Annotated in this window: 22 protein-coding genes and 2 pseudogenes; 5 read left to right on the top strand and 19 right to left on the bottom strand. The window is 43.8% G+C overall.

Annotation, left to right across the window (positions count from 1 at the left end; translation table 11 throughout):
• Window positions 1–32: 32 nt before the first annotated feature.
• A complete protein-coding gene (locus tag AC5ELV_RS21700; RefSeq protein ID WP_493431821.1) occupies window positions 33–512 on the bottom strand; it encodes a GNAT family N-acetyltransferase in 480 nt (159 codons plus the stop codon).
• 55 nt (window positions 513–567) lie between these two features.
• Window positions 568–1371 (bottom strand): MBL fold metallo-hydrolase, encoded by an 804-nt coding sequence (locus AC5ELV_RS21695; protein WP_493431820.1) that lies wholly within the window; start codon window positions 1369–1371, stop codon window positions 568–570.
• A gap of 235 nt (window positions 1372–1606) precedes the next feature.
• On the opposite strand from AC5ELV_RS21695, the gene AC5ELV_RS21690 reads away from it, so the two are divergent.
• Both AC5ELV_RS21690 and AC5ELV_RS21685 read left to right on the top strand, forming a co-directional pair.
• Window positions 1607–2536, top strand: a complete 930-nt coding sequence (locus tag AC5ELV_RS21690; protein WP_493431819.1) for a LysR family transcriptional regulator — start codon at window positions 1607–1609, stop codon at window positions 2534–2536.
• 114 nt (window positions 2537–2650) lie between these two features.
• Entirely contained in the window at window positions 2651–2863 is a 213-nt protein-coding gene (locus AC5ELV_RS21685) for an effector binding domain-containing protein (protein ID WP_493431818.1), read from the top strand.
• Here AC5ELV_RS21685 and AC5ELV_RS21680 read toward each other — a convergent pair.
• The 5 genes and pseudogenes from AC5ELV_RS21680 to AC5ELV_RS21660 form a co-directional block, all read right to left on the bottom strand.
• Window positions 2772–3722: pseudogene (locus AC5ELV_RS21680) on the bottom strand (hydroxymethylglutaryl-CoA lyase-like TIM-barrel protein); the annotation flags it as partial. The gene AC5ELV_RS21685 and the pseudogene AC5ELV_RS21680 sit on opposite strands and share 92 nt — an antisense overlap.
• A gap of 98 nt (window positions 3723–3820) precedes the next feature.
• On the bottom strand, window positions 3821–4522 hold the full coding sequence (locus AC5ELV_RS21675; protein WP_493431817.1) for a FadR/GntR family transcriptional regulator: 702 nt from the start codon (window positions 4520–4522) through the stop codon (window positions 3821–3823).
• A gap of 154 nt (window positions 4523–4676) precedes the next feature.
• A complete protein-coding gene (locus tag AC5ELV_RS21670) occupies window positions 4677–5696 on the bottom strand; it encodes an aldose 1-epimerase (RefSeq protein WP_493431816.1) in 1020 nt (339 codons plus the stop codon).
• 137 nt (window positions 5697–5833) lie between these two features.
• The gene (locus tag AC5ELV_RS21665; RefSeq protein WP_328799972.1) at window positions 5834–6637 is read right to left on the bottom strand and encodes an MBL fold metallo-hydrolase; all 804 of its coding nucleotides are present in this window, start codon (window positions 6635–6637) and stop codon (window positions 5834–5836) included.
• A gap of 126 nt (window positions 6638–6763) precedes the next feature.
• A complete protein-coding gene (locus AC5ELV_RS21660) occupies window positions 6764–7060 on the bottom strand; it encodes a hypothetical protein (RefSeq protein ID WP_493431815.1) in 297 nt (98 codons plus the stop codon).
• Window positions 7061–7223: 163 nt separating this feature from the next.
• Here AC5ELV_RS21660 and AC5ELV_RS21655 point away from each other — a divergent pair, with 163 nt between their 5' ends.
• Window positions 7224–8456 carry an aminopeptidase gene (locus AC5ELV_RS21655; protein WP_342426228.1) on the top strand — a complete coding sequence of 411 codons (1233 nt, stop codon included), beginning with the start codon at window positions 7224–7226 and terminating at the stop codon, window positions 8454–8456.
• 74 nt (window positions 8457–8530) lie between these two features.
• Here AC5ELV_RS21655 and AC5ELV_RS21650 read toward each other — a convergent pair whose 3' ends face one another.
• The 11 genes from AC5ELV_RS21650 to bcaP all read right to left on the bottom strand — a co-directional run bounded on the left by AC5ELV_RS21650 (window position 8531) and on the right by bcaP (window position 18902).
• Window positions 8531–9022, bottom strand: coding sequence for a hypothetical protein (locus tag AC5ELV_RS21650; protein WP_493431814.1), 492 nt, complete (start codon window positions 9020–9022; stop codon window positions 8531–8533).
• 154 nt (window positions 9023–9176) lie between these two features.
• Complete coding sequence (locus AC5ELV_RS21645; protein ID WP_493431813.1) at window positions 9177–10295, bottom strand: glycerol dehydrogenase; 1119 nt, start codon at window positions 10293–10295, stop codon at window positions 9177–9179.
• 36 nt (window positions 10296–10331) lie between these two features.
• Window positions 10332–11339, bottom strand: a complete 1008-nt coding sequence (gene bioB / locus AC5ELV_RS21640; protein WP_493431812.1) for a biotin synthase BioB — start codon at window positions 11337–11339, stop codon at window positions 10332–10334.
• A 211-nt stretch (window positions 11340–11550) separates the two neighbouring features.
• Window positions 11551–12852: a hemolysin family protein gene (locus AC5ELV_RS21635; protein WP_196245373.1), complete on the bottom strand. Its 1302-nt coding sequence runs from the start codon at window positions 12850–12852 to the stop codon at window positions 11551–11553.
• Between the two features lie 388 nt (window positions 12853–13240).
• Entirely contained in the window at window positions 13241–13696 is a 456-nt protein-coding gene (gene gerQ / locus AC5ELV_RS21630; RefSeq protein WP_039273179.1) for a spore coat protein GerQ, read from the bottom strand.
• 52 nt (window positions 13697–13748) lie between these two features.
• Window positions 13749–14171, bottom strand: coding sequence for a cell wall hydrolase (locus AC5ELV_RS21625; protein WP_103049197.1), 423 nt, complete (start codon window positions 14169–14171; stop codon window positions 13749–13751).
• Window positions 14172–14291: 120 nt separating this feature from the next.
• Window positions 14292–15041: an SDR family NAD(P)-dependent oxidoreductase gene (locus AC5ELV_RS21620; RefSeq protein ID WP_493431811.1), complete on the bottom strand. Its 750-nt coding sequence runs from the start codon at window positions 15039–15041 to the stop codon at window positions 14292–14294.
• 135 nt (window positions 15042–15176) lie between these two features.
• The gene (locus AC5ELV_RS21615) at window positions 15177–15572 is read right to left on the bottom strand and encodes a DUF2500 domain-containing protein (protein WP_013371386.1); all 396 of its coding nucleotides are present in this window, start codon (window positions 15570–15572) and stop codon (window positions 15177–15179) included.
• A gap of 188 nt (window positions 15573–15760) precedes the next feature.
• Window positions 15761–15943 carry a hypothetical protein gene (locus tag AC5ELV_RS21610; RefSeq protein ID WP_061828281.1) on the bottom strand — a complete coding sequence of 61 codons (183 nt, stop codon included), beginning with the start codon at window positions 15941–15943 and terminating at the stop codon, window positions 15761–15763.
• A gap of 153 nt (window positions 15944–16096) precedes the next feature.
• Window positions 16097–17347 carry a WD40/YVTN/BNR-like repeat-containing protein gene (locus AC5ELV_RS21605; protein ID WP_493431810.1) on the bottom strand — a complete coding sequence of 417 codons (1251 nt, stop codon included), beginning with the start codon at window positions 17345–17347 and terminating at the stop codon, window positions 16097–16099.
• A gap of 163 nt (window positions 17348–17510) precedes the next feature.
• The gene (gene bcaP / locus AC5ELV_RS21600) at window positions 17511–18902 is read right to left on the bottom strand and encodes a branched-chain amino acid transporter BcaP (protein WP_493431809.1); all 1392 of its coding nucleotides are present in this window, start codon (window positions 18900–18902) and stop codon (window positions 17511–17513) included.
• Between the two features lie 232 nt (window positions 18903–19134).
• Here bcaP and AC5ELV_RS21595 point away from each other — a divergent pair, with 232 nt between their 5' ends.
• Window positions 19135–20064, top strand: coding sequence for an L-lactate dehydrogenase (locus AC5ELV_RS21595; RefSeq protein WP_493431808.1), 930 nt, complete (start codon window positions 19135–19137; stop codon window positions 20062–20064).
• Between the two features lie 118 nt (window positions 20065–20182).
• Here AC5ELV_RS21595 and AC5ELV_RS21590 read toward each other — a convergent pair whose 3' ends face one another.
• Window positions 20183–21286, bottom strand: coding sequence for a DUF3900 domain-containing protein (locus tag AC5ELV_RS21590; protein WP_493431807.1), 1104 nt, complete (start codon window positions 21284–21286; stop codon window positions 20183–20185).
• A gap of 392 nt (window positions 21287–21678) precedes the next feature.
• On the opposite strand from AC5ELV_RS21590, the pseudogene AC5ELV_RS21585 reads away from it, so the two are divergent.
• Window positions 21679–22895: pseudogene (locus AC5ELV_RS21585) on the top strand (MFS transporter).
• Window positions 22896–23352: the final 457 nt, after the last annotated feature.

Genomic DNA, 23352 nt, shown 5'->3' with positions numbered 1-23352 from the left:
ATTCCATAAAAATAAGACCTTCTTTCCTTTTGTTATAGTTCTAATAGAAATATAATTGAATTGCGGTCAGGATAATCATATTTAATTGGCAAATCCTCTTTATCAATCTCTTTAAATCCAACCTTTTTATAGAAACCGTGTGACCTAGTGGCTTTAGATGGGGTATCTAAAATTATCTTAGAAAAACCTTGTTTCTTAGCAAAATCAAGCAGAGCTTCATAAAGCTTTTTTCCTGTCCCAAATTCTTCGCCACGGTAGTCTTTATAAACAAAAAATTTCTTTAATACAGCAACCCCTTTGGTTTTCCTTTGCAAACCAATTGAACCTACAACCTCTCCGTTATCATTTAACGCTATCCAAAAATTACCGCCATCATTTATATAATTTGAATGAATGTCCAGAATGTCTGGTTGTTCTTTAACACTAATACCCACTTCATATTCGACATTCTGTACATGCAATATTAATTTAATGACTTCTTCTTTATAACTATCATCGTAAACCGTAATCATTTATTAACTCCTCCAACCGTGTTTATCAATAGAATGCTATTATATATACCTTTTATTAAGATTTCGCTGCTTTTGCTGCTCCCCAAAGTGCACCTGGATTAGCTCTATCTTGATAGAGTTCTAACATCTTATGGTAGAGTTCCTGTGCTGTTTCCGTTATTTCATTCAATCGGTTAAAATCTCGGATGTAATTTTGTGTCTCGGCGATAATTTTGGGATTATCTTCATTTTCGGGTTTCTTATGTCCAGCAACCACTGCACGTGGTTTTAGTCCCTCAAGTTTGTCGAGCACAGCTATCCACTCAATTCGAGTTTCGTTAGTGGTTTCAGCCAAGTAAAGATGAATGTCGTTATAAGTTGCATCCCCTGAAACGATTAAATCAATTGATGGGACGTGTAGAGACGTTGTATCTCCAGTATCAGTAAACCCAGTATTCACCACGATAAGTTTTTGTCCTTCTAGCTCGAACTCACTTCCTTCAAGTTCCTGAGCGCCAACTAAATACTCAGGTATCTCACCAGGAAAGAGTTTATGCCAGAAAGATTCAGAAGATATTTGTTCTTGCATGGCTTTGACAGCACCTGGAGTTGCTATCGCTCTTGCATCAGGGAAACGATCTAAAAGCATCTTTATACCAAAGAAATGATCACCATAACCATGAGTGATATAGATTGTGGTTAAGTTTTTACCACTTTTGACAACCCAATCTACCAATGTTTGATTTTCTTTAATAGTAAGAAATGTATCAATGAGGACTGCGTCTTGTTCACCATAGATAAGCGTGACCGTATTTACCACCCACCTCAGCAAATCTTGTCCTTCTGGTAAATCTCTACTGAGACCTTGACGCTTTGACACTAATACATCCCAGTTTAGGGGATTTTTTTGATTTTAACTTCCGTCATGTCCTTTCTCCTCCCTGACTATTTAGCGTTGTAAATACCTTAATTCAAAGGTACGTCCAGAATGGTTTTCACATAATATCCTTCTGTTTTCAAATTTCCTTAAGATTAACCCGAAACTAATTATTAGTAAAATTGAAATTCGAGAAGTTATCCATTGATTTTTTTGATACTATAGAAGTGAGATTAAATTGAAAGTTGGTGAACTGATGGAAATACGTCATTTTATTACATTTAAAAAAGTTATTCAATTTGGTAGCTTTACACAAGCAGCAGAACATTTAGGTTACACTCAATCCACGGTCACTTCTCATATTCAAGCACTTGAAGAACATTTGGGTGCACCTCTATTTGATCGGATGGGTCGAAAGGTAAGATTGACTGATATAGGCAAGAAATTATTGCACTATACTCAAGAAATTCTAGATACTTATGGGAAAATCGAAAGCATTACAAATGATGGTGATGAAATGAGAGGAGAGTTAAGGATTGCGGCTCCTGAATCCTTAACGGTTTATCGACTTGAACCTATATTAAGAGAATATAGAAATAAGTTTCCCCATGTGAGCATCATTTTAAGTAACGCTACTTGCGGAGATAACAAGAGAGCAATACTTAATGGTAGTGCAGATATTGCATTTCTTATGATGCCAACGTTTCAGGATTCAGATTTAATCGTACATTCTTTATTGGACGAGCCTATTGTCCTTGTTGGAAGTCATGACAACCCGCTGAATGTTTTAGATCAAAGCTATGAAAACCAAAAGTTAAACGAGTGTTTGATCACGAATGAGAAAGAATGCAGTTATCGAACCATGTTTGAAGAATATCTTCGAGAAAGAGGAATCGTACTTTCCAACACGATGGAACTTTGGAGTATTGAGGCGATAAAACGTTGCGTAATGAGTGGGCTGGGTATTGCTTGTTTACCATTAATAACTGTAAATAATGAAATCAAGGATGGAAGGTTAAAGGTTATTCCTTGCAAAGATGATCTTAAACAGATCTCAGCCCAAGTTGTTTATCATAAAAACAAGTGGATTTCCCCCGCTCTATCAAAGTTTATCGATATTACACTGAAACACACAAGAGACTGGTCATGTGAGGAAATTATTTGTTAAGGCAACCGGAGGCTTAAATGCGACGTTGCATTCACTGAAATTGAAACTATAAAAGATGTAATTCAAAATTCAATCAGAAGAGTAGACGAGTTTGAATATGCTGTTTATACAGATGTGAGATTAGGATTGTCTTATCATCTTCGACCTGATGGTTTCGTTTACTATTCTGCCTATGAAGTGCAGGGAGAACAACCACTTATAGAAGGAATGGTTGAAGTTAATGTTCCAGAAATGACTTATTTGGTAACAAAACATAAAGGTGGCAGTATTGAAGAAACATATGAAAAAATCTTGCATCAAATCCCATGTCCGCCAGTTTTTCTTTAAATGCATGTCGACCCGAGTGCTTGCCCAACACAAGTTTGCTCGTCTTCAGACCAATACGCTCAGGGGACACGATTTCATACGTTGTACGCTCTTTAAGCATTCCGTCTTGGTGTATTCCGGACTCGTGAGCAAACGCATTGGCTCCAACAATGGCCTTGTTTCCCGGTACCGACATCCCCGTACGTTTGCTCACCAAGCGACTGGTGGCATACAGCTCCTCCAGAACCAGACTCGTTTGTGCACTATAAAGCTCGGTTCTGGTGTCAAGGGCCAGTGCAACTTCCTCGATAGGTGTATTCCCGGCTCGCTCACCGATGCCATTGATGGTACCTTCAAATTGGTCTACACCATTACGGATAACCGCCAGTGTGTTAGCTGTTGCCATACCAAGATCATCATGACAATGTGTGCTAAGTTGTATTTTTTCGATACCGTGCACTTGTTGTTTTACAATTCTAAACATTTCACCGAACTGATCCGGCGAGGCATACCCCACCATATCCGGTAAATTGACGACTGTCGCTCCAGCACGAATCGCCATATCCACGACCTCACAAATAAAGTCCAGTTCGGTACGACAGGCATCCTCAGCTCCTCGTAGCGCCTCTCTGACTGCATCAATATCCTGTTCTTTCGAGCGTGCAAAACCAACCAGTGTTGCTTGGGTAACCTGTTTGGCAATCTCCTGCATGCTGATAATCTCACCAGACGAGGTTGCTTGAAAGCCAGTCTCAATCCGATCTACGCCTAATTTTTGCAGCTGAAGAGCAATTTCCACCTTTTCTGTGCTGGTTAAGCTAACTCCTGGTGATTGTTCTCCATCTCTTAACGTTGTGTCCAACACCCATATTTTGCGCATACAGATACCACCTTTGGTTTGATTTTAGGAGATGTCCGAGCAGAATGTTTAAAGATCGTTTTATTCATCTGATCATCTGATGTTTAAGAGTAAAAAAATTATGAACTTCCCATATGCTTTTGCAGCTCCAGCTTGGTGCCGTCCAAATGTTGAATACTATACAGCTCGGCAGCCTTGCCATCCTGATCCCGGATTGCTTCATATATTTTTTCATGCTGCACAGTAAAATGATTTTGCATCGCCGGATCGGTAATGAGATTGTTCAACGCCTTGCGAATGGCCTCTACAAAGCTGCCATATACGTCTGTAAGCACCTTATTGCCTGTAGCTCCGGCAACAGCCAAGTGAAAAGTGATATCCGCATCCAAATACCCGTTCATATCTCCAGCGGCCAAGGTTGCAGCACGACGGTCCAGCGCCTCACGCATCAAGCGTAGATCCTCGTCTTTACGACGTAACGCAGCCAATCTGGCAATCTCTAGTTCCAACACACTCCGCACTTCATAAACCTCAATAATTTCAGCACGGCTTAGACGGTAATCCAATGGCTCTTGAGAAGTTGTCGGTTGGCAAACAAAAGTTCCGTGTCCTTGCTTTTTCTCTAATAGACCGGCATGTACCAGAACGCTAACCGCTTCACGTACTGTAGATCGCCCGACTCCGAATAGCTTCATGAGCTCAGGCTCGGTTGGAATCTTTGTGCCCACACTCCATTCACCAACAGCAATTTTTCGTTGTAGCTGTTCAGCTACTTCATCGGCGATTTGCTTGCGTTTGACGGCTTGAAAAGGAAAATTCATCTGATCATCTCCTGTTTCGTATCATACTATGGCTGCTTGGCATTCTGCAACCTATTTCGTCCTCCTTCCCTATCGGCCTTTATCTGTGCATTACAACCCCAAATAAAGCCTGCACCGTTGGACACGATACAGGCTTATAAGGATAAATTAAATGCTAGGATTTCGATTTATTAGGTGTAATACAATACAAACGGCTGGTTGCTTCAAAGATATGGCCTGGAGCCAGTGCAATCAATCCGATATCCTCCGCTGGTAGGTCGAGACGATTCGGTGCATTGATCATGTTCATTTGCGGCTCAGGACAGATGAATTCCTTGTTCGCTTTGTTATTCCAGATCATCCAATGCTTATAAGCTGTACCTACATCGTATACGAGGGTAGCCCCTGTCTTACTGTGTGTCAGTTCCATATAGTTGCGTCCATTTTGCGGAGCTGCCGTGTAATGATTATCCATAGAGGCAAAATAAGGACTAACTCCCGTCGTCTTCAGCAGTTCCTCTTCTGGAGATAAAGGCTGGAACTGACCTGTGGCCAACAACCGTTCCGTCAGCTCACGACGCTCACCGATTGTGACCTTAATCTTGTAATCCTCAGGCGAGCTATCGGGTACGAACGGAACGCGAATCGCTGTGTGAAAGGCAAATAAGTTAGGGATCGGTTGATCGCCCTCGTTATAGATCACATAACGCTGATGCAGGCCAAATTCATCTAGGCTGTACGTTAACTTCATGGTAAAGGTGAAGGGTAAATAGCGGAACATGGGATGTCCTTCCCTTACATGCTGATTCATTACCACATAGCTGCCTTGCTCCCCGGAACCGTAGTCCTCAACCTCCCACCGAACAGTGTGTAAAAAGCCGTGCAGATGGTTGTGGGTCGCCTCTTCATTTATCGGCAGCTCATATGTAACACCATTCCACAGGAATTTTCCATCCTCATACCGATTCGGAGGGAACAGGAAAGGAATTCCGTAAACGGACGGGCTTTGCTTAAAAGCCTCTATACTCTCGGCATCTGGCTCACGCAGAAAAGAATATCCCGTTTCATTGTCACGAAAAGAAATCAGATTTGCGCCGTTTCCCGGCAGGGCAACCGCTTCATATCGTCCAAATTTAAGACGAATCGCCGGTATTCCATAATAAAGATCACCAATTGCAGCATGTTGTTGTGTCATCAAAAAATCCTCCTTGATGAAATGACGATGTTTAATGAAAGCGTTTAGCTTTTGGCTTGACTATACCATGCTGAGCAAAAAAATTCCACGTCCACAAAAAAAACGATGCCCCGCAAGGCATCGTCCTTCACACATCACTACACATAACGTCCCTGTTTGGGTACAGCCATGTGCTCAAAATCTCCCGCCAGTCGCTCCAGCTGATCTGTCAGCTCAGCACCATGCATGTAATGACCATGTCCTGTAACTGCAATCTCAGGCTTTAACTTGGCCAGCATTTCCACTGAACGCTGCGCAGCTTGCCAATCTGTTGTAAAATACGCAGGAGGCCCATGTATTTCTTTTTCCTGTAAAATAACGGCTAGTGCCGATTCCTGTTTCACCGTAATAAAAGCGTCACCGGCCACCATTAACCTTCTTCGCTCATGAAAAAGCGATACATGACCAGGCGTATGTCCTGGCGTATGCAGCCACTTCCAACCAGGGGCACCGGGGACACTACCATCTTGGGGCAGGGATGTGATGCGATCATCGAGATCTATAGCATCATTGGGGTATAAGAAGGAAATACCTGACATTAAACCTCCCCCTACACTAGGGTCAGGTTTTTGATAATCCTTCATTCCCGTTAAATAAGGTAATTCCAAAGGATGTGCATAAACAGGTGTACCCCAATGCTGTACCAACTCAATAACTGAACCTACATGATCAAAATGACCATGAGTAAGCACAATAGCGATCGGAGGGCCAGTAAACCGCTCCTCTGCCAGGCGTATAATCGAGTCTGTAAATCCTGTCATCCCCGTATCCACCAGCACCCAGGAACGGCTTCCCGGCTCCCCAATAAAACACATATTTACAAACAGCGTCCGTAAGCTCAGGAGATCGGGAGCAGCCTCTTCATTTGCCGTCATTCCTTCGGTGAACAGATGATTTGCCAAAGCTTCACCCTCCTATTCACATGGAATTTCTTGTTAATATCGACCTTTAGGCTTCCCCCATGTCAGCAGATTATGCGGACACTGCTAAATATAATCCGCTTGTCACGAAAATAGACCATGTTTACATTACTCGGGTAATTTGCTCCATGCCGTATCTAGCAAATAGTCGAACAAATCATCGTTCTCTTCAATCCAGCTATCCATTTGCAGCATCTCTTCCTCCACCCGTGGCTCTCCCGCAAAATGGAGACTGTAATCCCATTCCTTTCCCCTTTTACTGTGGAATGTGATTTCATATACAGAACTCTGGCCCTCTACTCCAAATACCACTTGGCCCAGATAAGCACCATTCTCATCTCTTGTCATTTGTGCCTGTTGAATATGTACTTCTTTCACTTCCTGAGGTGAATTTTGCTCTGTCATTCATCTATCCGCCCTTTCATTTTCACTAAATAGTACCAAAACTGATTTGTGAACCTTTTCGTTACATTGTACAATATATAAGCTATGTGTGGAATTTGCAAAAAAAACTGTGCAAGTTACCCAAGCCTTGTTTAAGGCTTTTCGTGAAATGGAGGAAAGTTACATGTCAGATTTTCAACAAAAATTGCAAAAATATGCCGAGTTAGCCGTTCGGGTCGGCGCCAATGTCCATCCTGGACAGACACTCATCGTTCATGCGCCAATCTTGTCCGCTGAACTCGTGAGACTTATCGTCAAATCAGCGTATACTGCCGGAGCCAAGCTGGTTACAGTAAAATGGAGTGATGAGACCATTACTCGATTACAGTATGAACTAGCTCCTGATGAAACTTTTAATATTGCTCCCAAATGGTACGCAGCCGAAATGACTGAAGAGGTCGAAAATGGCGCAGCTGTACTGCATGTCATTGCAGAAAATCCGGATTTGCTTAAAGGGATTCCGTCCAGCCGAATTACTGCTGCCCAGCGCGTGCGGTCACATGAATTACGTCAATACCGCGAATATCAAATGGCCGACAAATTCAGTTGGTCTCTGATTGCTTATCCTTCAGTAGAGTGGGCTGCCAAAGTATTCCCTGATCTGCCAGCTTCAGAGCAAATGGATAAACTGTGGGATGCCATTTTCAGCACCGTGCGTGTGGATCTGGATAACCCCGTGGAGGCGTGGAAAGAGCATTTGAAAACCCTTTCCAGCAAATCTGATATTTTAAATGCCAAACGCTATAAAAAGCTGCATTATCTGGCTCCAGGCACAGATCTCACCATCGAATTGGCAAAAGATCATCTGTGGGTAGCAGCCGAAAGCGTCAACCAACAGGGACATACTTTTGTAGCTAATATGCCTACCGAGGAAGTGTTTACAGCTCCGCTCAAAACGGGAGTGAACGGTAAGGTCAGCAGCACCAAGCCACTTAGCTACAGCGGAAATATCATCGACAACTTTTCACTGACTTTTGAAAATGGACGTATTGTCGATGTACAAGCAGAAACTGGTTTGGAAACTCTTCAGCATCTCGTAGAAATGGATGAAGGTTCACACTACCTGGGTGAGGTTGCTCTCGTGCCTCACAAGTCACCTATCTCTGATAAAAATATTTTATTCTATAATACGTTGTTTGATGAAAATGCCTCTAACCATTTGGCCATCGGTAATGCTTATGCATTTAACCTTAAAGGCGGCAAGGATATGACTCAAGAGCAGTTGGCTGCCAACGGCCTGAATTCCAGCCTGACTCACGTCGACTTTATGATCGGTTCAGGTGAAATGGACATTAACGGCGTTACCGAGGACGGTACTGAGGAACCTATCTTCCGTAAAGGAAATTGGGCGATCTAACACGGCAAAAAGGCTCTCACCGCTTCATGCGAGAGAGCCTTCTTGTTTCATCCTATAGCTATGTTAGTACTATTTCACAGCGTATTAATCCAATAATTTGCTGCAATTCCAAAAACGATTTGTACTACACTGATGATAAAAAAGACAATAAGACAACTTACAACTCTTCGATTAGTGGTTTGATGTAAGGATAAAGATGATTTTACATAAAACATACTACCTAATATCCCTAAACACAGACCAAAGATGCCCGCAAATAGCCACCCTATAACCAAGCTGACCACAACAAAAGCCCAGTTCCAGCCCGGAACTTTACTCACAGGAACATAAGGTTGATTGGACCCAAGATACACACCATCCACGGCTAAATCTGCTTTGTTACCAATAACAACTACATTTACAGCTTTTTCTTTAAATCTAATTGGAAAATCAATCAAGTTCAAAAATGCGTTCTGGCTTTTAACTTTCTGCTCGCTTCCATTTACAATAATTTTTCCGCCAGTTAAGCTACGCTTGTACTCAATACTATATTGAATACCTTGATCTTCTACATTCCATTTTGCCATCGCTAAACCCCTCTCAAATTTTAGGGGAGCCATAAATATACTCCCGGCATTTCCTGATTATGTACCTTAAAAATCATAACATAAGCTGCAAGTTAAATAATGGAAAAAAGGCCGCTGATCAGCGGCCTTTGAATCTACTTTATTTCGTATGGGGTTAGTTTCTATGTCCAATTTTAGCCTTATAGGCAAGTGAATACTGGTCAGCCGCTAAAATCGCATCAAGCACATCATCCGCTGTGACAGTAAATGGTAGATTGTGAGCAGTTTCGCCTTCTTTGGTAGCAGCCTGAGCTACCCGGTACAAATCCTCTCGGGAAGCTTCACGGAGCTTGACATCTTCCAGTGTGACGGGCAGATCGAGTTTTAGATAAAAGTCAATATACCGCTCCACCTCAGACAAAGGTCTTTTTTCCAAGGCAAGCTGGACTAAGGTGCCAAAAGCTACCTTCTGACCATGTGTCAGGTGATGGATGTCCCCTTCCAGTACCGTAAAACCATTGTGAATCGCATGTGCGCCTGCCAAACCGCCGCTTTCAAAGCCCAAACCGCTTAGCAACGTATTGGCTTCCACTACCGCTTCAAGCGCAGGTGTGACGACTTTGCGTTTCACGGATTCGTAAGCCTGCAGTCCGTAATCGAAAAGAACTTCCTCACACTTGGATGCAATGGCTTCTGCCGCCAAGGTTGGCAAGCCACCAGCCATTGTCGTTGCACGAGCTTCAATGACCGCACGGACTTCAATCCATGTCGCCATGGCATCTGCAATTCCTGAGGAGAGAAACAAGGGCGGCGCTTGAGAAATGACTTTTGTGTCCACCAGGATCAGGCTCGGATTTTTACTGAAAAAGGTATACGTATCAAATGCACCATCATCGGTGTACAAAACAGATAGTGCACTAGTAGGGGCATCTGTAGAAGCAGTCGTTGGAATAATCACAACTGAGGAACCGAGTAGTTCATTAACGGCTTTGGCAGTATCCAGCGTTTTACCACCACCTACACCAATGACAATATCGACCTGGGCGCTTCGTCCCTGATCAACAATACGGTTGACTTCATTTTTGGATGCTTCCCCTTGAAACTCAACTTTTACCGCCGTAATATCAGCCTGTTCCAGACTTTTTACCACGCGGTCGGCTGCAATCTCCCAAACCAGCTTGTCCGCAATAACCAAGGCAGTATGACCTAACGGCTTAACATACTCACCTGTTTTATCAATCACATCTTTCCCTTGCACATATTTACCTGGACTAATAAATACTTTTTCGCTCATCGTTTAACTCTCCCTTCCAAGTTTGTACAAATTCTATTATACGGCTGAAAGGGCACACATCTCAATTTCGAAACCAAGATCTTCAATCATTTGATGATCAAATGTGACCTCTTGACCTTCTGTCGTTAAATAGTCTCCTACAAAAATTGAATTCGCTGCATACAGGCATAGCGGTTGTAATGAGCGTAAATTCAACTCTCGTCCACCTGCAACACGTATTTCTTTGGATGGACAGATGAAGCGGAACAGTGCCAGCACCTTCAAAGCTTGGATAGGTGATATTCGCTTTGCTCCTTCCAACGGGGTTCCAGGGACTGGATTCAAAAAGTTAACCGGAATAGAGTCAGCATCCAACTCTCGTAAGGCATAAGCCATTTGTACGATTTCCTCATTCGTTTCCCCCATCCCGATAATAACGCCAGAGCATGGAGACATTCCGTGAGATTGAGCCATTTTCACAGTTTTGACGCGTTGATCGTATGTATGTGTGGTTGTAATCGAGGGATAGTTGGCCTTACTTGTATTTAAATTATGATTGTATCGATGTACCCCAGCCTCTGCCAACCGCCGTGCCTGATCTCCCTTGAGAATCCCTAAGCAAGCGCAAATTTTGAGCGGCATCGTCCGGGTAATTTCTTGTACAGCCTCAATCACCTGATTCAGCTCTCGATCTGTTGGGCCCTTACCCGAAGCTACGATGCAATACGTCCCTGCTCTCCGTGCTACTGCTTCCCTAGCTCCAGCCAACAGTGACTCCTTGTCCAACATACTGTACTTGTTCACAGGCGCCGTGGATACGATAGATTGTGAGCAATAACCGCAATCCTCCGGGCACAAGCCACTTTTAGCGTTGATGATCATGTTGAGCTTTACTTTTTTTTCGTAAAAATGGTGTCGCACTCGAAATGCAGCTTGCATAATCGGTAATAACTCCTCATCGTCGGCTTCCAGTACCGCTATGCCTTCTTCCAGTGTAACATGGCTACCATGTATCGCTTTTTCAGCCAAAGAGCCCCAATCTATAACCTCGTTTAGTAAATTCATACTTCTTGCCTCCCAAAATTTAATGATCATGTAGATGGGTAAGATTTTCAGCGTAGAGGAAATCCACTCCTCATTGTCAACCTTAAAGATTGTAATTAGGTTGACAATTACACGAACATCATATCAATTCATGTCCTTTCTGTAAAGGAGGCAAATTAAAAAGCGACCCCACATCGTTCAAGGTCGCTCTCAAGAATTATTCCGTATTCCGTTATGAGACTCCTGCTTCTTCCACGACGAAAGGCTGTTTTATCAGCCTAATACGTGAGATCCGCTTGTTTTCAACCTCTTCTACCGTGAACATACATCCCTCAAACACTACAGACTGGCCAGGCTGTGGGGGAATAACCTCGACATGTGAGTATAGCCAGCCCCCTACCGTATCATAATCCTCATGATCAAGATCCAGTCCAAAGCGATCGTTCACTTCATCAATTAATAACATGCCGTCAATGGAAAATTCCTCGTCATTAATCTGCTCACAACTCGGACGTTCCTGATCGAACTCATCCTGAATTTCACCAACGATTTCTTCCATAATATCTTCCAGTGTTACCATACCCGATGTACCACCATATTCATCAATCAAAATTGCGATTTGCGTCTTGCTACGCTGCATGCGTTTGAGCAGATCACTAATTTGCGTAGATTCAGGGACAGCAAGAATCGGTCGAATCATCGTACGGGTATCCAGTGTGTTCGCCCGTAGAAGGTCCTTAATATGGATAAAGCCGATAATATGGTCCTTATCTTCGGCGCAGATTGGATAACGGGTTCTCATGCTTTCCGTCGCAATCGCGAGATTTTCTTCTGTGGACTCATTACTGTATAAGCAGATCATCTCAGTTCGCGGAATCATGATTTCCCTGGCGGTCGTGTCGGTAAAATCAAATATATTATCAACAAGCGCCAATTCCGTATTATCAATTAGTCCGCTCTTATTGCTTTCTTTCATCAGAATACGTATTTCATCCCCCGTATGCGCGGAATCATCATTTTCGGATACCGGCTCCAGACGGAATAAACGCAGCAGGCTGTTCGCCATTCCATTCAACGCCCATATGAATGGATACATCAACTTGTAAAACCAAGTCATCAGCATGGCTGAATACAGCGTAATGGTCTCAGATTTACGAATAGCTATCGTTTTGGGCGCCAATTCACCCAACACAATATGCAGAATCGTAATGACAATAAATGCAATAACCACGGCAGTACCGTGCACATATACCGCTCCTAATCCAGCGGCTGTAAATACAGGTTCGATCAAATGTGCGATGGCCGGCTCTCCGATCCATCCTAGTCCCAACGATGCTAGTGTAATACCCAACTGGCAGGCAGATAAATAAGCGTCCAAGTTGTGTAACATATTGGCGGCGTATACGGCCTTTTTATTGCCCGCCTCCACCAAAGTCTCAATACGGCTGCCTCTGACCTTCACCATGGCAAATTCCGCAGATACAAAAAAACCATTCAATAGTACTAATGCAAAAACAATAAATAAGTTAAACATACTCGGTAAAGGGTCACTCAATATGCTCCCCATCAGCCGTCATTACGGCAGACAGGCGCACCTCCTTCGGATAGTTTCATCATAGACAGAACGATAACACATCATAAGCAGCGTCAACTTCCCAACACATTCACTCCTTCCGGCTTCCAAAGCCATATTCCGCATAAATGATTAGATCATTCATCAGCTTATATTTAATTATATAACTATACTCTATACAGTCAAACCACAAGCAATGTCAGAAAAAACAGCTCCACTATCATTTAGGTCGTAAAGCTCTCGTTTTCGCCCCTTACCACCAAGAAAGCTACTATATTTGAGAAAGATTATAAACAAAATACATCCCCTGCCGTCTGGCAGAGGATGTAGACTCATATATATGAAGGCATCAGCGAACCGGGGATGCACCCGGATTCCCGATGACGCCGGGATATTGGTATAACAATGGCTCATCAAAAGTAGCATAGTCCAGGTTCACCATCAGCAAAATCGTCCGCTTGCCCGTAGCCGGATCACTGATAATAATGTGGTCACGACCCGCTGCTTCCAGAATACCTTTGAATATTTTCGCATTCCATTCCCGGTTATTTTCATACGTCATATAAAAGGTACCTGTTTTACCCAAGTTCAAGCGCAAAATGTTTTCAATATATGATTGCTCAAATTGTGGAGTCTGGCTCTGTACCACCATACCAGTCGGTGTCATCGCACTACCGCTATTAACCTGAGGGGGGAAGGTGCTAATGGGCTGCATAGTTCCGACCGGATTCATCCCTCTGGGCCATTCGGGATACCCGCCACCAGCAGGATAAGAAACAGGACGGTAAGCTTGCTGTGAAATCATGTAAATTCCTCCTAAAATGGTTTTAAATTATTCAAACTCATGTTGAAGCGTTCTAATAGACGGCAGGACAATCCTGTACAGTCGGGCTAAAAAAGCAATGGGCTTTAAAACGTCCGGTATTAGTCTGGTTATACCAGGTGCCCGGACAGTTTCCTGCCGGTCTGAAAAACCATAATGCATTGGACGCCGGGCGTATTTTTTCCCCATTAATGACACGCTGGGCAAGACGAATGTCACGGTCACGGGCTCTTTGATAAAAGTACCCTTTTTGGGTAGCTTCAAACCCGCCCGGACTCTGAAACACCATATCGTTCATAAGGCGAATCCCCCGAAAATCCAAACAATTGCCCAAAATCCTATTTACTCCGACATTGCCAACCATGAGCATCCCCTGCTCTCCTTCTCCTTCGGCCTCTGCCCGCATCAGTCGGGCAAGTGTCCTTACATCCTCTGAGTTGGTCTTGATTACAGCCAACGCGTCCCCTCCTCGCTTCTCCATCACATACCCTATCATATGGTACAAATGCCCAATGGGTGACAGTCCAGAAAAACAAAAAAATAGCCCCAAGATTGGGACTACTCATTTAGGCTTTTACTACGGCTCGTAAATCATTTTACGCGTCATGCCACCATCTACTACCAGATTCGTACCTGTTACAAAATCATTGCCGGGTTGTGTCAAATACAGACAGGCCCGTGCGATGTCCTTAGGGGTTCCTACTCGCCCAGACGGATGCTGTTGATGGTCTTCTGTACGCAGTTGCTCATAATCCCCGGTTTCAATCCACCCTGGACTGATGCAATTGACCTGAATCCCGTCCTTTCCTAGCGATATGGCCATCGCATGCGTAAAGGCCACAATGGCTCCTTTGGATGCCGCGTAGGCTTCTGTATCCGGCTCTGACATGAAAGCTCGTGTAGAGGTCATATTGACCACAGAGCCACCTTCTGCGTTTCGTTTCATCACCTTAGCCGCTTCCCTAGTGGCAATAAAACAGCTGCGTACGTTAGTATTCAAAATGTCATCCCATTCTGCTAGCGTTAACTCATATGGAGATTTCCATTTGGATACGCCTGCGTTGTTAATTAGCGTATGAATCGTACCGTATTCTTCTTCCGTGGCACGGATTAGCGCTACAATATCTTCTTCCTTCCGTACATCACAAGGAATAAAAATGGCCTGATAGCCTTCGTTCCGGGCTGCTGCAGCGGCTGCGGCACCCTCTTCCTCATTGTAGTCCGCAAATACAACATGGGCACCCTGAGCAGCGTAGGCAAAAGCGACCTCTTTACCGATGCCATGCGCCGCTCCTGTTACAATAACAACTTGTCCCTCAAATGACACGAATCATTCCTCCTCTGAACTACTCTGTTCTAGTATATATGTACCAAAATGTGCCGAACAAGAAACATCTACAGCCCCCTACCCTGGTTTCTTACAGAAGGCTGTAAATGAATCCAAAAATAAATAGGCTGAATTCTACATTTTAACCTGTTCCAAGCTATAGCGATTAAGACGCTGAAACCCGATATACCTTGTACCCTGAAAAGTAAGCCGTCCCTCATCCCCTTCAGCGCATTGACCATATTCTTCCCCAGATACCTTAAACTCCATCCGGTCGCCACTTTCCACCTCGAAGGTTACGTAATAGAAAGTATAGGTACGAGTCCCTTGTTCCTCCTGCCGCCTCTGTTGGAGATGTGTCCTTCTGGCCGTAATTCGGGAACCGACCGTCAGTACAGGCTGCCTTTTATTTCGACTCCATTCCATGACTTCCCTGCCTGCAGACAACACGACAATACCCAACACGACAACGAAAAATACGGGCAGTACCGTGCCCAGCCAATCGAACATCCATAATGACTCAAAACCCATGCACCGCACTCCTCTCCGCCAGGCATTCCACAGGGAAACTACCGGGCATCCTGACCTGACCTAAGCTTTCTATAACAGTATATGTATGTTCCTGCCCAAATTTGATAGCAACCCTTAAGAACGCCAAGAGCCCCCACGGAATAATCCGGGAGGCTCAAGATATGGCGATATCAGAATGATGCATCGATTTACACATGTACAAGCTGGAGATAACGTTGTGTTTCATCCAGAACTTCATGATTTTCGTCTTCAGCGTAACGCTCTGCACACTGTTTGCAGTCCTCTTCAGTCGTGCAACCATAGGCATCCTGGCAAGTATAACAAAATTGAAGGTAGTATTGGGTTAACATATGATCCTGATTCGCTCTCATGATTATCACTCCTATCGTTGTTTACAGGTTTAGTATAACAGCGGCTTATTCGTTAGTTTGTGATTTTTTTCACATATAGTCGTATAAAATTTAAATTTTTTAAAAATAAAACGCCCTGGGAATAACACCCCAGGGCAATCACCTTTATAGCGATTATAAAATTCTCCAGTTCGCACCGCCGTCCGTCGTTTTCAGCAGCAGTGATTTCTTGTCATCAAGGCGTTCCAAAAGAAGCCAACCCACTGAAGAAGAAGCGAAACGGAGCTTAACCGATCTTGGGTAGTCTTGTAGCTTCAAAGGTAGCACTTTGTTGCCTGTGAGACTTGTCCACGTCTTCCCCCCATCCTTTGTACGGCTCATTCCGGTCTCGGTTATGATCCACCCTTCCTTTTCGTTTAGAAACGTACGGCCAGGGATAATAGCATTAATGTTGCTACTCAGACCCAAAGGCACACCGTTCCATTGTGTCCCTGTATCGTTTGTAAACAGTCCGTTATATTTTATGACGTTATCCCCATAGCAAAGAACCGGAATCCAGTACGAGGCACTGCTCCCTTTCAGAGACTGCTGGGCTTCTGCTTTGGCCTGAGGGCAACCCTGTATTCTGTTAGCTACCGGAGTCCATGTTTTCCCTTGATTCAAAGTCTTGTACAACTTAACACTTTTATCAAGATTGATCGCTACAAACCCCTGATTGTTGGAAGAAAAGCTCATTCCGGCCAGACTGCCCCGATCGGGTAACCCTGAGCCTGGTTTGTTGGATGTCATTCCAGAACTTTGCGCAACTTTATCCCACGTGGCTCCCCCGTCAGTGGTGTGATACAACAGTTTTTGTTGATCCTGCTCATTCAGATTTACATATGCCATAATCCAGCCAGTAGTTGGATTTACATATTGAATCGAGCTCACATGGTCCCCGCTTGGAAGCGCTGAAACATCCCAGCTCTGTCCTCCATCTGCCGTTCTCAGAATGACGGTTGCTGTTTTGTCCAAATTTTGACGGACAACCCAACCGTGACGAGAATCAGTGAAACTGATGTCCTTTCCGTATTCAAGCTTGTCTTGAAATTGGACGTTTTCGGAGGGAGAAATATTATTCCATGTCTTTCCGCCATCATGAGTATCATAAAGTCGGAGCTCATTATGGGTAACTCCCCAAACTAACCCTTTATTGTTATCGATCAAATGAAAATCCGCTATTCGCGTCTGAACTACATATTTGGCGTTGGGATCGCCCACCTTTGGAGTCACTGGTGGATTAATAGTAATTGTCTGACCCTGGTCATCAGGTTCCTCAATCGGAGGTTTAGTTAACGTTTCTGGGGCTTCAGCAGAACAGGCAGCCAGTAGAATGCCCGTCAGCAGCAGTACTCCCCCCAAGAGCGCACGCCAGCGCAGTTTCATATAAAAATCCTCCCTCGATGGCATGCTGTAATCACGTGCCAAAAGCTTATCTGAAACAGAATTATACCATAAACGCCTCTATGTGACACTTTTCGCGTAATGACAAAAAAAACCGGACCCTTCACAAAAGTGCAGGATGCCAGCTTTTTTATACTTGAATTTATTAAGATTTACGGTTCAACAAACTTTTGTGGTATCCATAGAAGAAATAGATCAGCAATCCAAGCAGGAGCCACACAATGAATCCAATCCAGGTGCTAATATGAAGCTGAAGCATCAGACCGATGCAAACCAAAGCACTTAAAAGCGGGAGCAACGGAACCCACGGCACGGTAAAGCCTCTTTTCAAATCAGGGCGTTTCTTGCGCAGAACGATAACCCCTACTGATACCACAGCAAAAGCGAACAGGGTTCCAATACTCGTCAAATTGGTCAGTGCATGTAACGGAAACAATCCACTAGCCAATGCGATAATGCTGCCCACCAGCCAGGTGCTTCGTATCGGTGTTTGAGTTTTGACATTGATTTTAGATAAAAAAACGGGTAAAAGGCCATCACGTGACATTGAGAAAATTAACCGCGTTTGACCAAACAACAGCACCAGTAAAACGGTGGTCATCCCCGCAATCGCACCGACTGAAATCAATCCGGCAACAAAATCCTGATGAATAAAGCGGAGAGCAAACGCAACAGGATCACTTACCCCCAACTGCGTATAAGGTACCATTCCCGTTAGCACAACTGAAACGGCAATATACAGTACCGTGCAGATCGCAAGAGAAGAAATAATGCCGATGGGCATATTCCGCTGCGGATTGCGAACCTCTTCAGCTGCAGTTGAGATGGCATCGAAACCCAGATAAGCAAAAAATACGATTGCTGCAGCACTCAAAACACCAGAAAATCCATAAGGCAAAAATGGTGTCCAGTTGTCAGGCTTAACATAAAAGATACCGATCCCAATAAATAGCAATACAACTCCGACTTTAACACAAACCATTATTAAATTGAATCGAACCGTCTCCTTGGCTCCGAGACTCAGTAACAGTGTGATGAGCATAATGATGCACACGGCTGGTAGATCAATAATGGTTCCCTTGGTCGAATCGAAGGCTGCAGTTAAAGCCAGCGGTAAATGTATATCAAATCCAGCCAGCAAGCCTTGAAAGTATGCAGACCATCCACTACTCACAGAGGCGGCCGCCACTCCATATTCCAGAATCAGGTCCCAACCCAGTACCCAGGCCAAAATTTCTCCAAATACAATATAACTATACGCATAAGCGCTCCCAGCTGCGGGAACTGTAGATGATAGCTCCGCATAACATAAGGCTGCTAGTACGCAGGCAATACCTGCAATAACAAAGGAGAGCATCAATCCAGGACCTGCATTTTCTGCTGCTGCCTTGCCAGTAATAACAAAAATCCCGGTACCGATAATACATCCTACACCTAGCATGGTGAGATCAAAGGCACCCATTGTTCTCTTTAAGTGACCTGTAGATCCGCTTTCCTCATGCGGGAGCAGTCCTGTTTTTTTTCGAAATAAGTCCATATGCCGAATCCTCTTTCCATAATTTCATGCGTCAATATCGGTGCTGCAACGCTTTAGTGCGTGTTCTTATCATTCGATTAATTATTAGCGAGCTCGCCTTTGAAGTCAAGGAAAAATGTCATATTTCTTTGCCGTGGGTAAATATATACGGTACACTAAGTTGGAAAGATAAATTTTTAAGTAATACCCCAAAATGAAAAGGTATACAACCCGAGAAGGAGATGAGGATTTTATGAGCTTAAAACCTTACAAACGAAGTAGAGTGGCCATTGTCGGCATGGGAGCGGTTGGCACAACAACCGGCTATACCCTACTGCTGCGCCAACGCATGTCAGAACTTGTCTTTATTGATGTCAACGTCAAAAAGGCGAAGGGGGAAATGCTCGATATGAATCATGGGCTTCCCTTTCTCGGCGGTGTCAAAGTGTGGGCGGGTGATTATGAAGACTGCCGTGATGCAGATATCATTATTGTTACTGCAGGCGCTTCACAAAAGCCGGGAGAAACGCGCATCGATTTGCTGAAGCGTAATGCCGAAATTTTTGAAAGTATTATTGATAATATCGTCAAGGTCAATACACACGGCATTTTGCTGATCGCAACCAATCCAGTGGACATTCTCTCCTACATCTCCTGGAAACGCAGTGGTTGGCCTTCAAGTAGAGTCATTGGATCAGGAACGTTGCTGGACAGCGCACGCTTCCGCTATTTGATCGGGAAGCAAAAAGGCATCGATCCACGAAGCATCCACGCCCATATTATTGGAGAACACGGTGACTCCGAGTTACCTGTATGGAGCACAGCCAACGTAGCTGGAACTCCGCTTGAACTGGGTGAAGAAACGAAAAACGAAATTTTTGAAAATACCAAGAATGCTGCCTATGAAATTATAGATGCTAAAGGCGCAACTTCTTATGCTATCGGGCTGGCTCTCGACCGAATTGTAGCCGCCATTCTCGGAGACGAGGGGTCGGTACTTAATGTGTCCACCTTGCTGGAAAATTATAACGGAGTATCTGACGTATATTTAGGTGTTCCAAGTATCGTAGATCACAATGGGGTACGTGAAATTTTGGATCTTCCGCTCAATGAAGAGGAACGTACAAGGTTTGTTCAATCTGCGGACAAGCTAAAAGATCAAATTAGCAAAGTCCATATGTAGATCGAAAGCATAAAAGCTAAACAAAACTGGCCTCTACAGCGGTAATATCCGTTGAGAGGCCAGTTTTTTAGTCATTATAATGTAAAAGTTCAGTTTGTCGTCCTGCTATGCATTCGAATTACCAAGGTGGCGTATCGCCATCCACATCCTCATTTTCATGCTGGCGTTTCTCTTTTAGCCGCTCAGCCACCGTTTCAAACGATTCAGGTTGGAGTAGCTCAATCGGTGAAAATCCCTTTTCAAACGTAAATGCATCACCTTCAATAATAAGTGCATATCTATCATGAAGTTTCGTGATATGCAGCTTGGCGCCAAAGTCGGACAGTAGTCCACGTACGGCCGTATCATCTAGTTTGAAACGAACTTCAATTTCTGGTTTCAGCTCGACAATATGCTGTGCAGCCTCTACGACCTGAAGAGGTTCCCATTTCCCTTGCAGATCCCGTTTTTCGCTCGCCGCCCACAATTCCAGATCGCGCTCTTCCTGCTGTCTTTCCTCATTAGATGCATCCGGCCATTTGGTTTCTACATAGTTCTGAACGAAGCCCATGACATGCTCATTGACGATTTCGGGCATGGATTGCTCATAGGTCACGAATTTCAAAAAATCTTCAAAATACCGGGCATGCGAAGACTGGTGAATTTTAAGCTCCCACTCATCGTTCATCCCCTCCTCAAGCATGTAAGGATACATGATGGATTTCATATTACGGGCAGAAATTGCCATTTCGACCTCACTTACCAGACTGCTTTCAGTAATTCTGGCAATTTTAGGTTCGAAATCACATTTAAGCACAAAAATAAACGGATCATCCGAGTGTGTATTCAAGGTAGCCTGTACAATGATCAGCGCTCCACCGCGTACCGCGCTCGTATCCAGATACATCCGCACCAGATCGTCACAGGCATTTTTAAAATCTTCCTTATCCTCTGCTGCCCGCAGTCGGGCGAACATATTGAAATTCGGATTACTGCTCAATTCATGCTCCGGTTCGACGATAAAGCGGCCAATTTTGGTCGGTGCCTGCTCTGTGCTGGGGTTTTTTTCAACCTTCCGCTTGCTAATACGAGCAAATTCCCCGTCCAGAAATTTTTTAATATCGCTTTCGTCATAATCGTAATCGTCCATCGTAGCGTAATGCTTATAGGACTTACCACCCTGTCCTTCTTTTCCGTCTACCTGAATTACAAAAAAAGATAAAAAATCCACTTGAAAGTTCATTTACGTTCCATTCGCTCCTTTTCAGGCATGTACGCGTAATTATATCACTATGATTTTAAAAGGTACATCGGATTCAGAGCCCTATTATTAAGATAAATAGTTTAGTTTACATAATATATATTATGTAAACTATTTTTTTTCGATTAGATATCATTCCCAATTCACAAGTTTAAAGTGAGTACTTTTATCACCGTTCTAATTCACGCCCTTAAGGATCATTGACCTCTTTATTTTCTATGCCCTACTTTCTTTGTGATTTCAAAAAACATTTGACTAAACAGTAGCTAGTTTATTATATTATCTATTATTATATAGACAAAAATATATTTTGTTTATTAAAAATGATATTCCAAGGGGTTTGCGCCCTGAAAACAGGAAGGGAGAGTTTGTTGTTGTTTAAAAATCCATATATAAGGACCATTATCGCCTCCAATGCACTGCTAAATTTGGGCATTTGGGTGCGCAACTTTGCCATACTGTTGTATGTAACAGATTTGACCCATAATGATCCCGTATACGTGTCGCTTATTTCGGTTGCTGAATTTATGCCTATTTTTCTGTTCGCTATCATTGGAGGAACATTCGCGGACCGTTGGCGGCCCAAACGGACCATGATTAGTTGCGATTTGCTATCCGCGGCCTCTATTTTATTGTCTTGTTGGCATTATGGTACGGTTCATGGCAGGTGCTTTTGCTGTCCACTTTCTTTTCGGCCATTCTATCTCAATTTTCTCAGCCGTCTGCGATGAAAATATTTAAGCAGCATGTAGCACCAGAACAACTACAGGGAGTGATGGCCCTTTTTCAATCTCTCATGGCATTGTTTATGGTTATCGGTCCTGTTATCGGTACATTTATTTATCAACACTTTGGAATTTTCACTTCAATGTCTATAACCGGAATATTGTTTCTCATCTCGGCGCTTGTCCTGACTCGTATTCCACAAGATGAACAAGCACTTGAGATAGATGATCAACCAACTCATTTCATTCAAGAGCTTAAAGAAGGAATTCGTTATGTATGGAATAACCGCACACTTCGCACGCTTGGGGGAACATTCACCGTAATTGGGCTAGCGGTCGGACTTATTCAACCATTAATGGTTTTTGTCGCCATCGAGAACCTTGGACAAAACAAGGAATTCCTGCAATGGCCGTTAATGGCGAACGGAGCGGCTATGCTGGTAGGAGGCGGTCTGATTATGGGGGTTGCCAAAAAAGCACAGCCGCAATTGCTGCTTGTGGCCGGACTTTTGGTCAGCACACTGACAACCTTTGGAGTCGGATGGTCGCACAATATTGTGTTGACCATAGCACTACAAGTTTTCAGCGGCCTATTTTATCCTTGCATTCATATCGGTATCAACACGATGATGATGAAAAATGCCGAAGCTGCTTTTATCGGCCGCGTCGGTGGTGCCCTCTCACCCCTGTTCTCCGGGATGATGGTCGTCGGTATGAGTATCGGCGGAACACTCAAACACGAATCCTCCCTGAACACTGTATATAGCGTGAGCGCCGGCTTGTTTTTGATTGGAGCGATGCTGCTACTACCATTGCTTCGTGACAGGCGGCCTGTACAAGCTGTCATACCCAATGATTCTGAATAACATTTGATATTGGGTATACATAATATATATTATGTTAATATTATGGTCCCCATTGCCTCGAATTAAAGAAGTCGGCCTTGACTTCAACGCCTGTTCAATCGTATAGTATGGTTATATCTTCAATTAAGGGAGAGATTTTGATGTCGGTGAACGTTCTTAACTAAGCAATTGCATATTCAGGGAGTAACACCAGGCGCTTGCACCCTTCGGGGACAGGTTTGTTTCTTGCTGTGTTGTTATCCTGATATTAGTTAAGAACATGCGGATATCATAAATCGCCTTCGGGATTATCTTCATCCAGGCCTTATTCCGTGCTGTGTTCAGCGCGGTTTTTTTGTTTTCAGATTTTGTAACTTCCCTTTTAACGTTTCCATTCGATCCAAATAGCTTAGCAAAGAGCTGTTGAGTGAATGAATTGGTAACACGGAACTCGGAACTACAAAAGCTGTATAACAGG

This window comes from Paenibacillus sp. NMA1017, from assembly GCF_058895805.1.
Note: the sequence above shows the minus strand (reverse complement) of the source record. Positions and strands in the feature narration are given on the sequence as shown.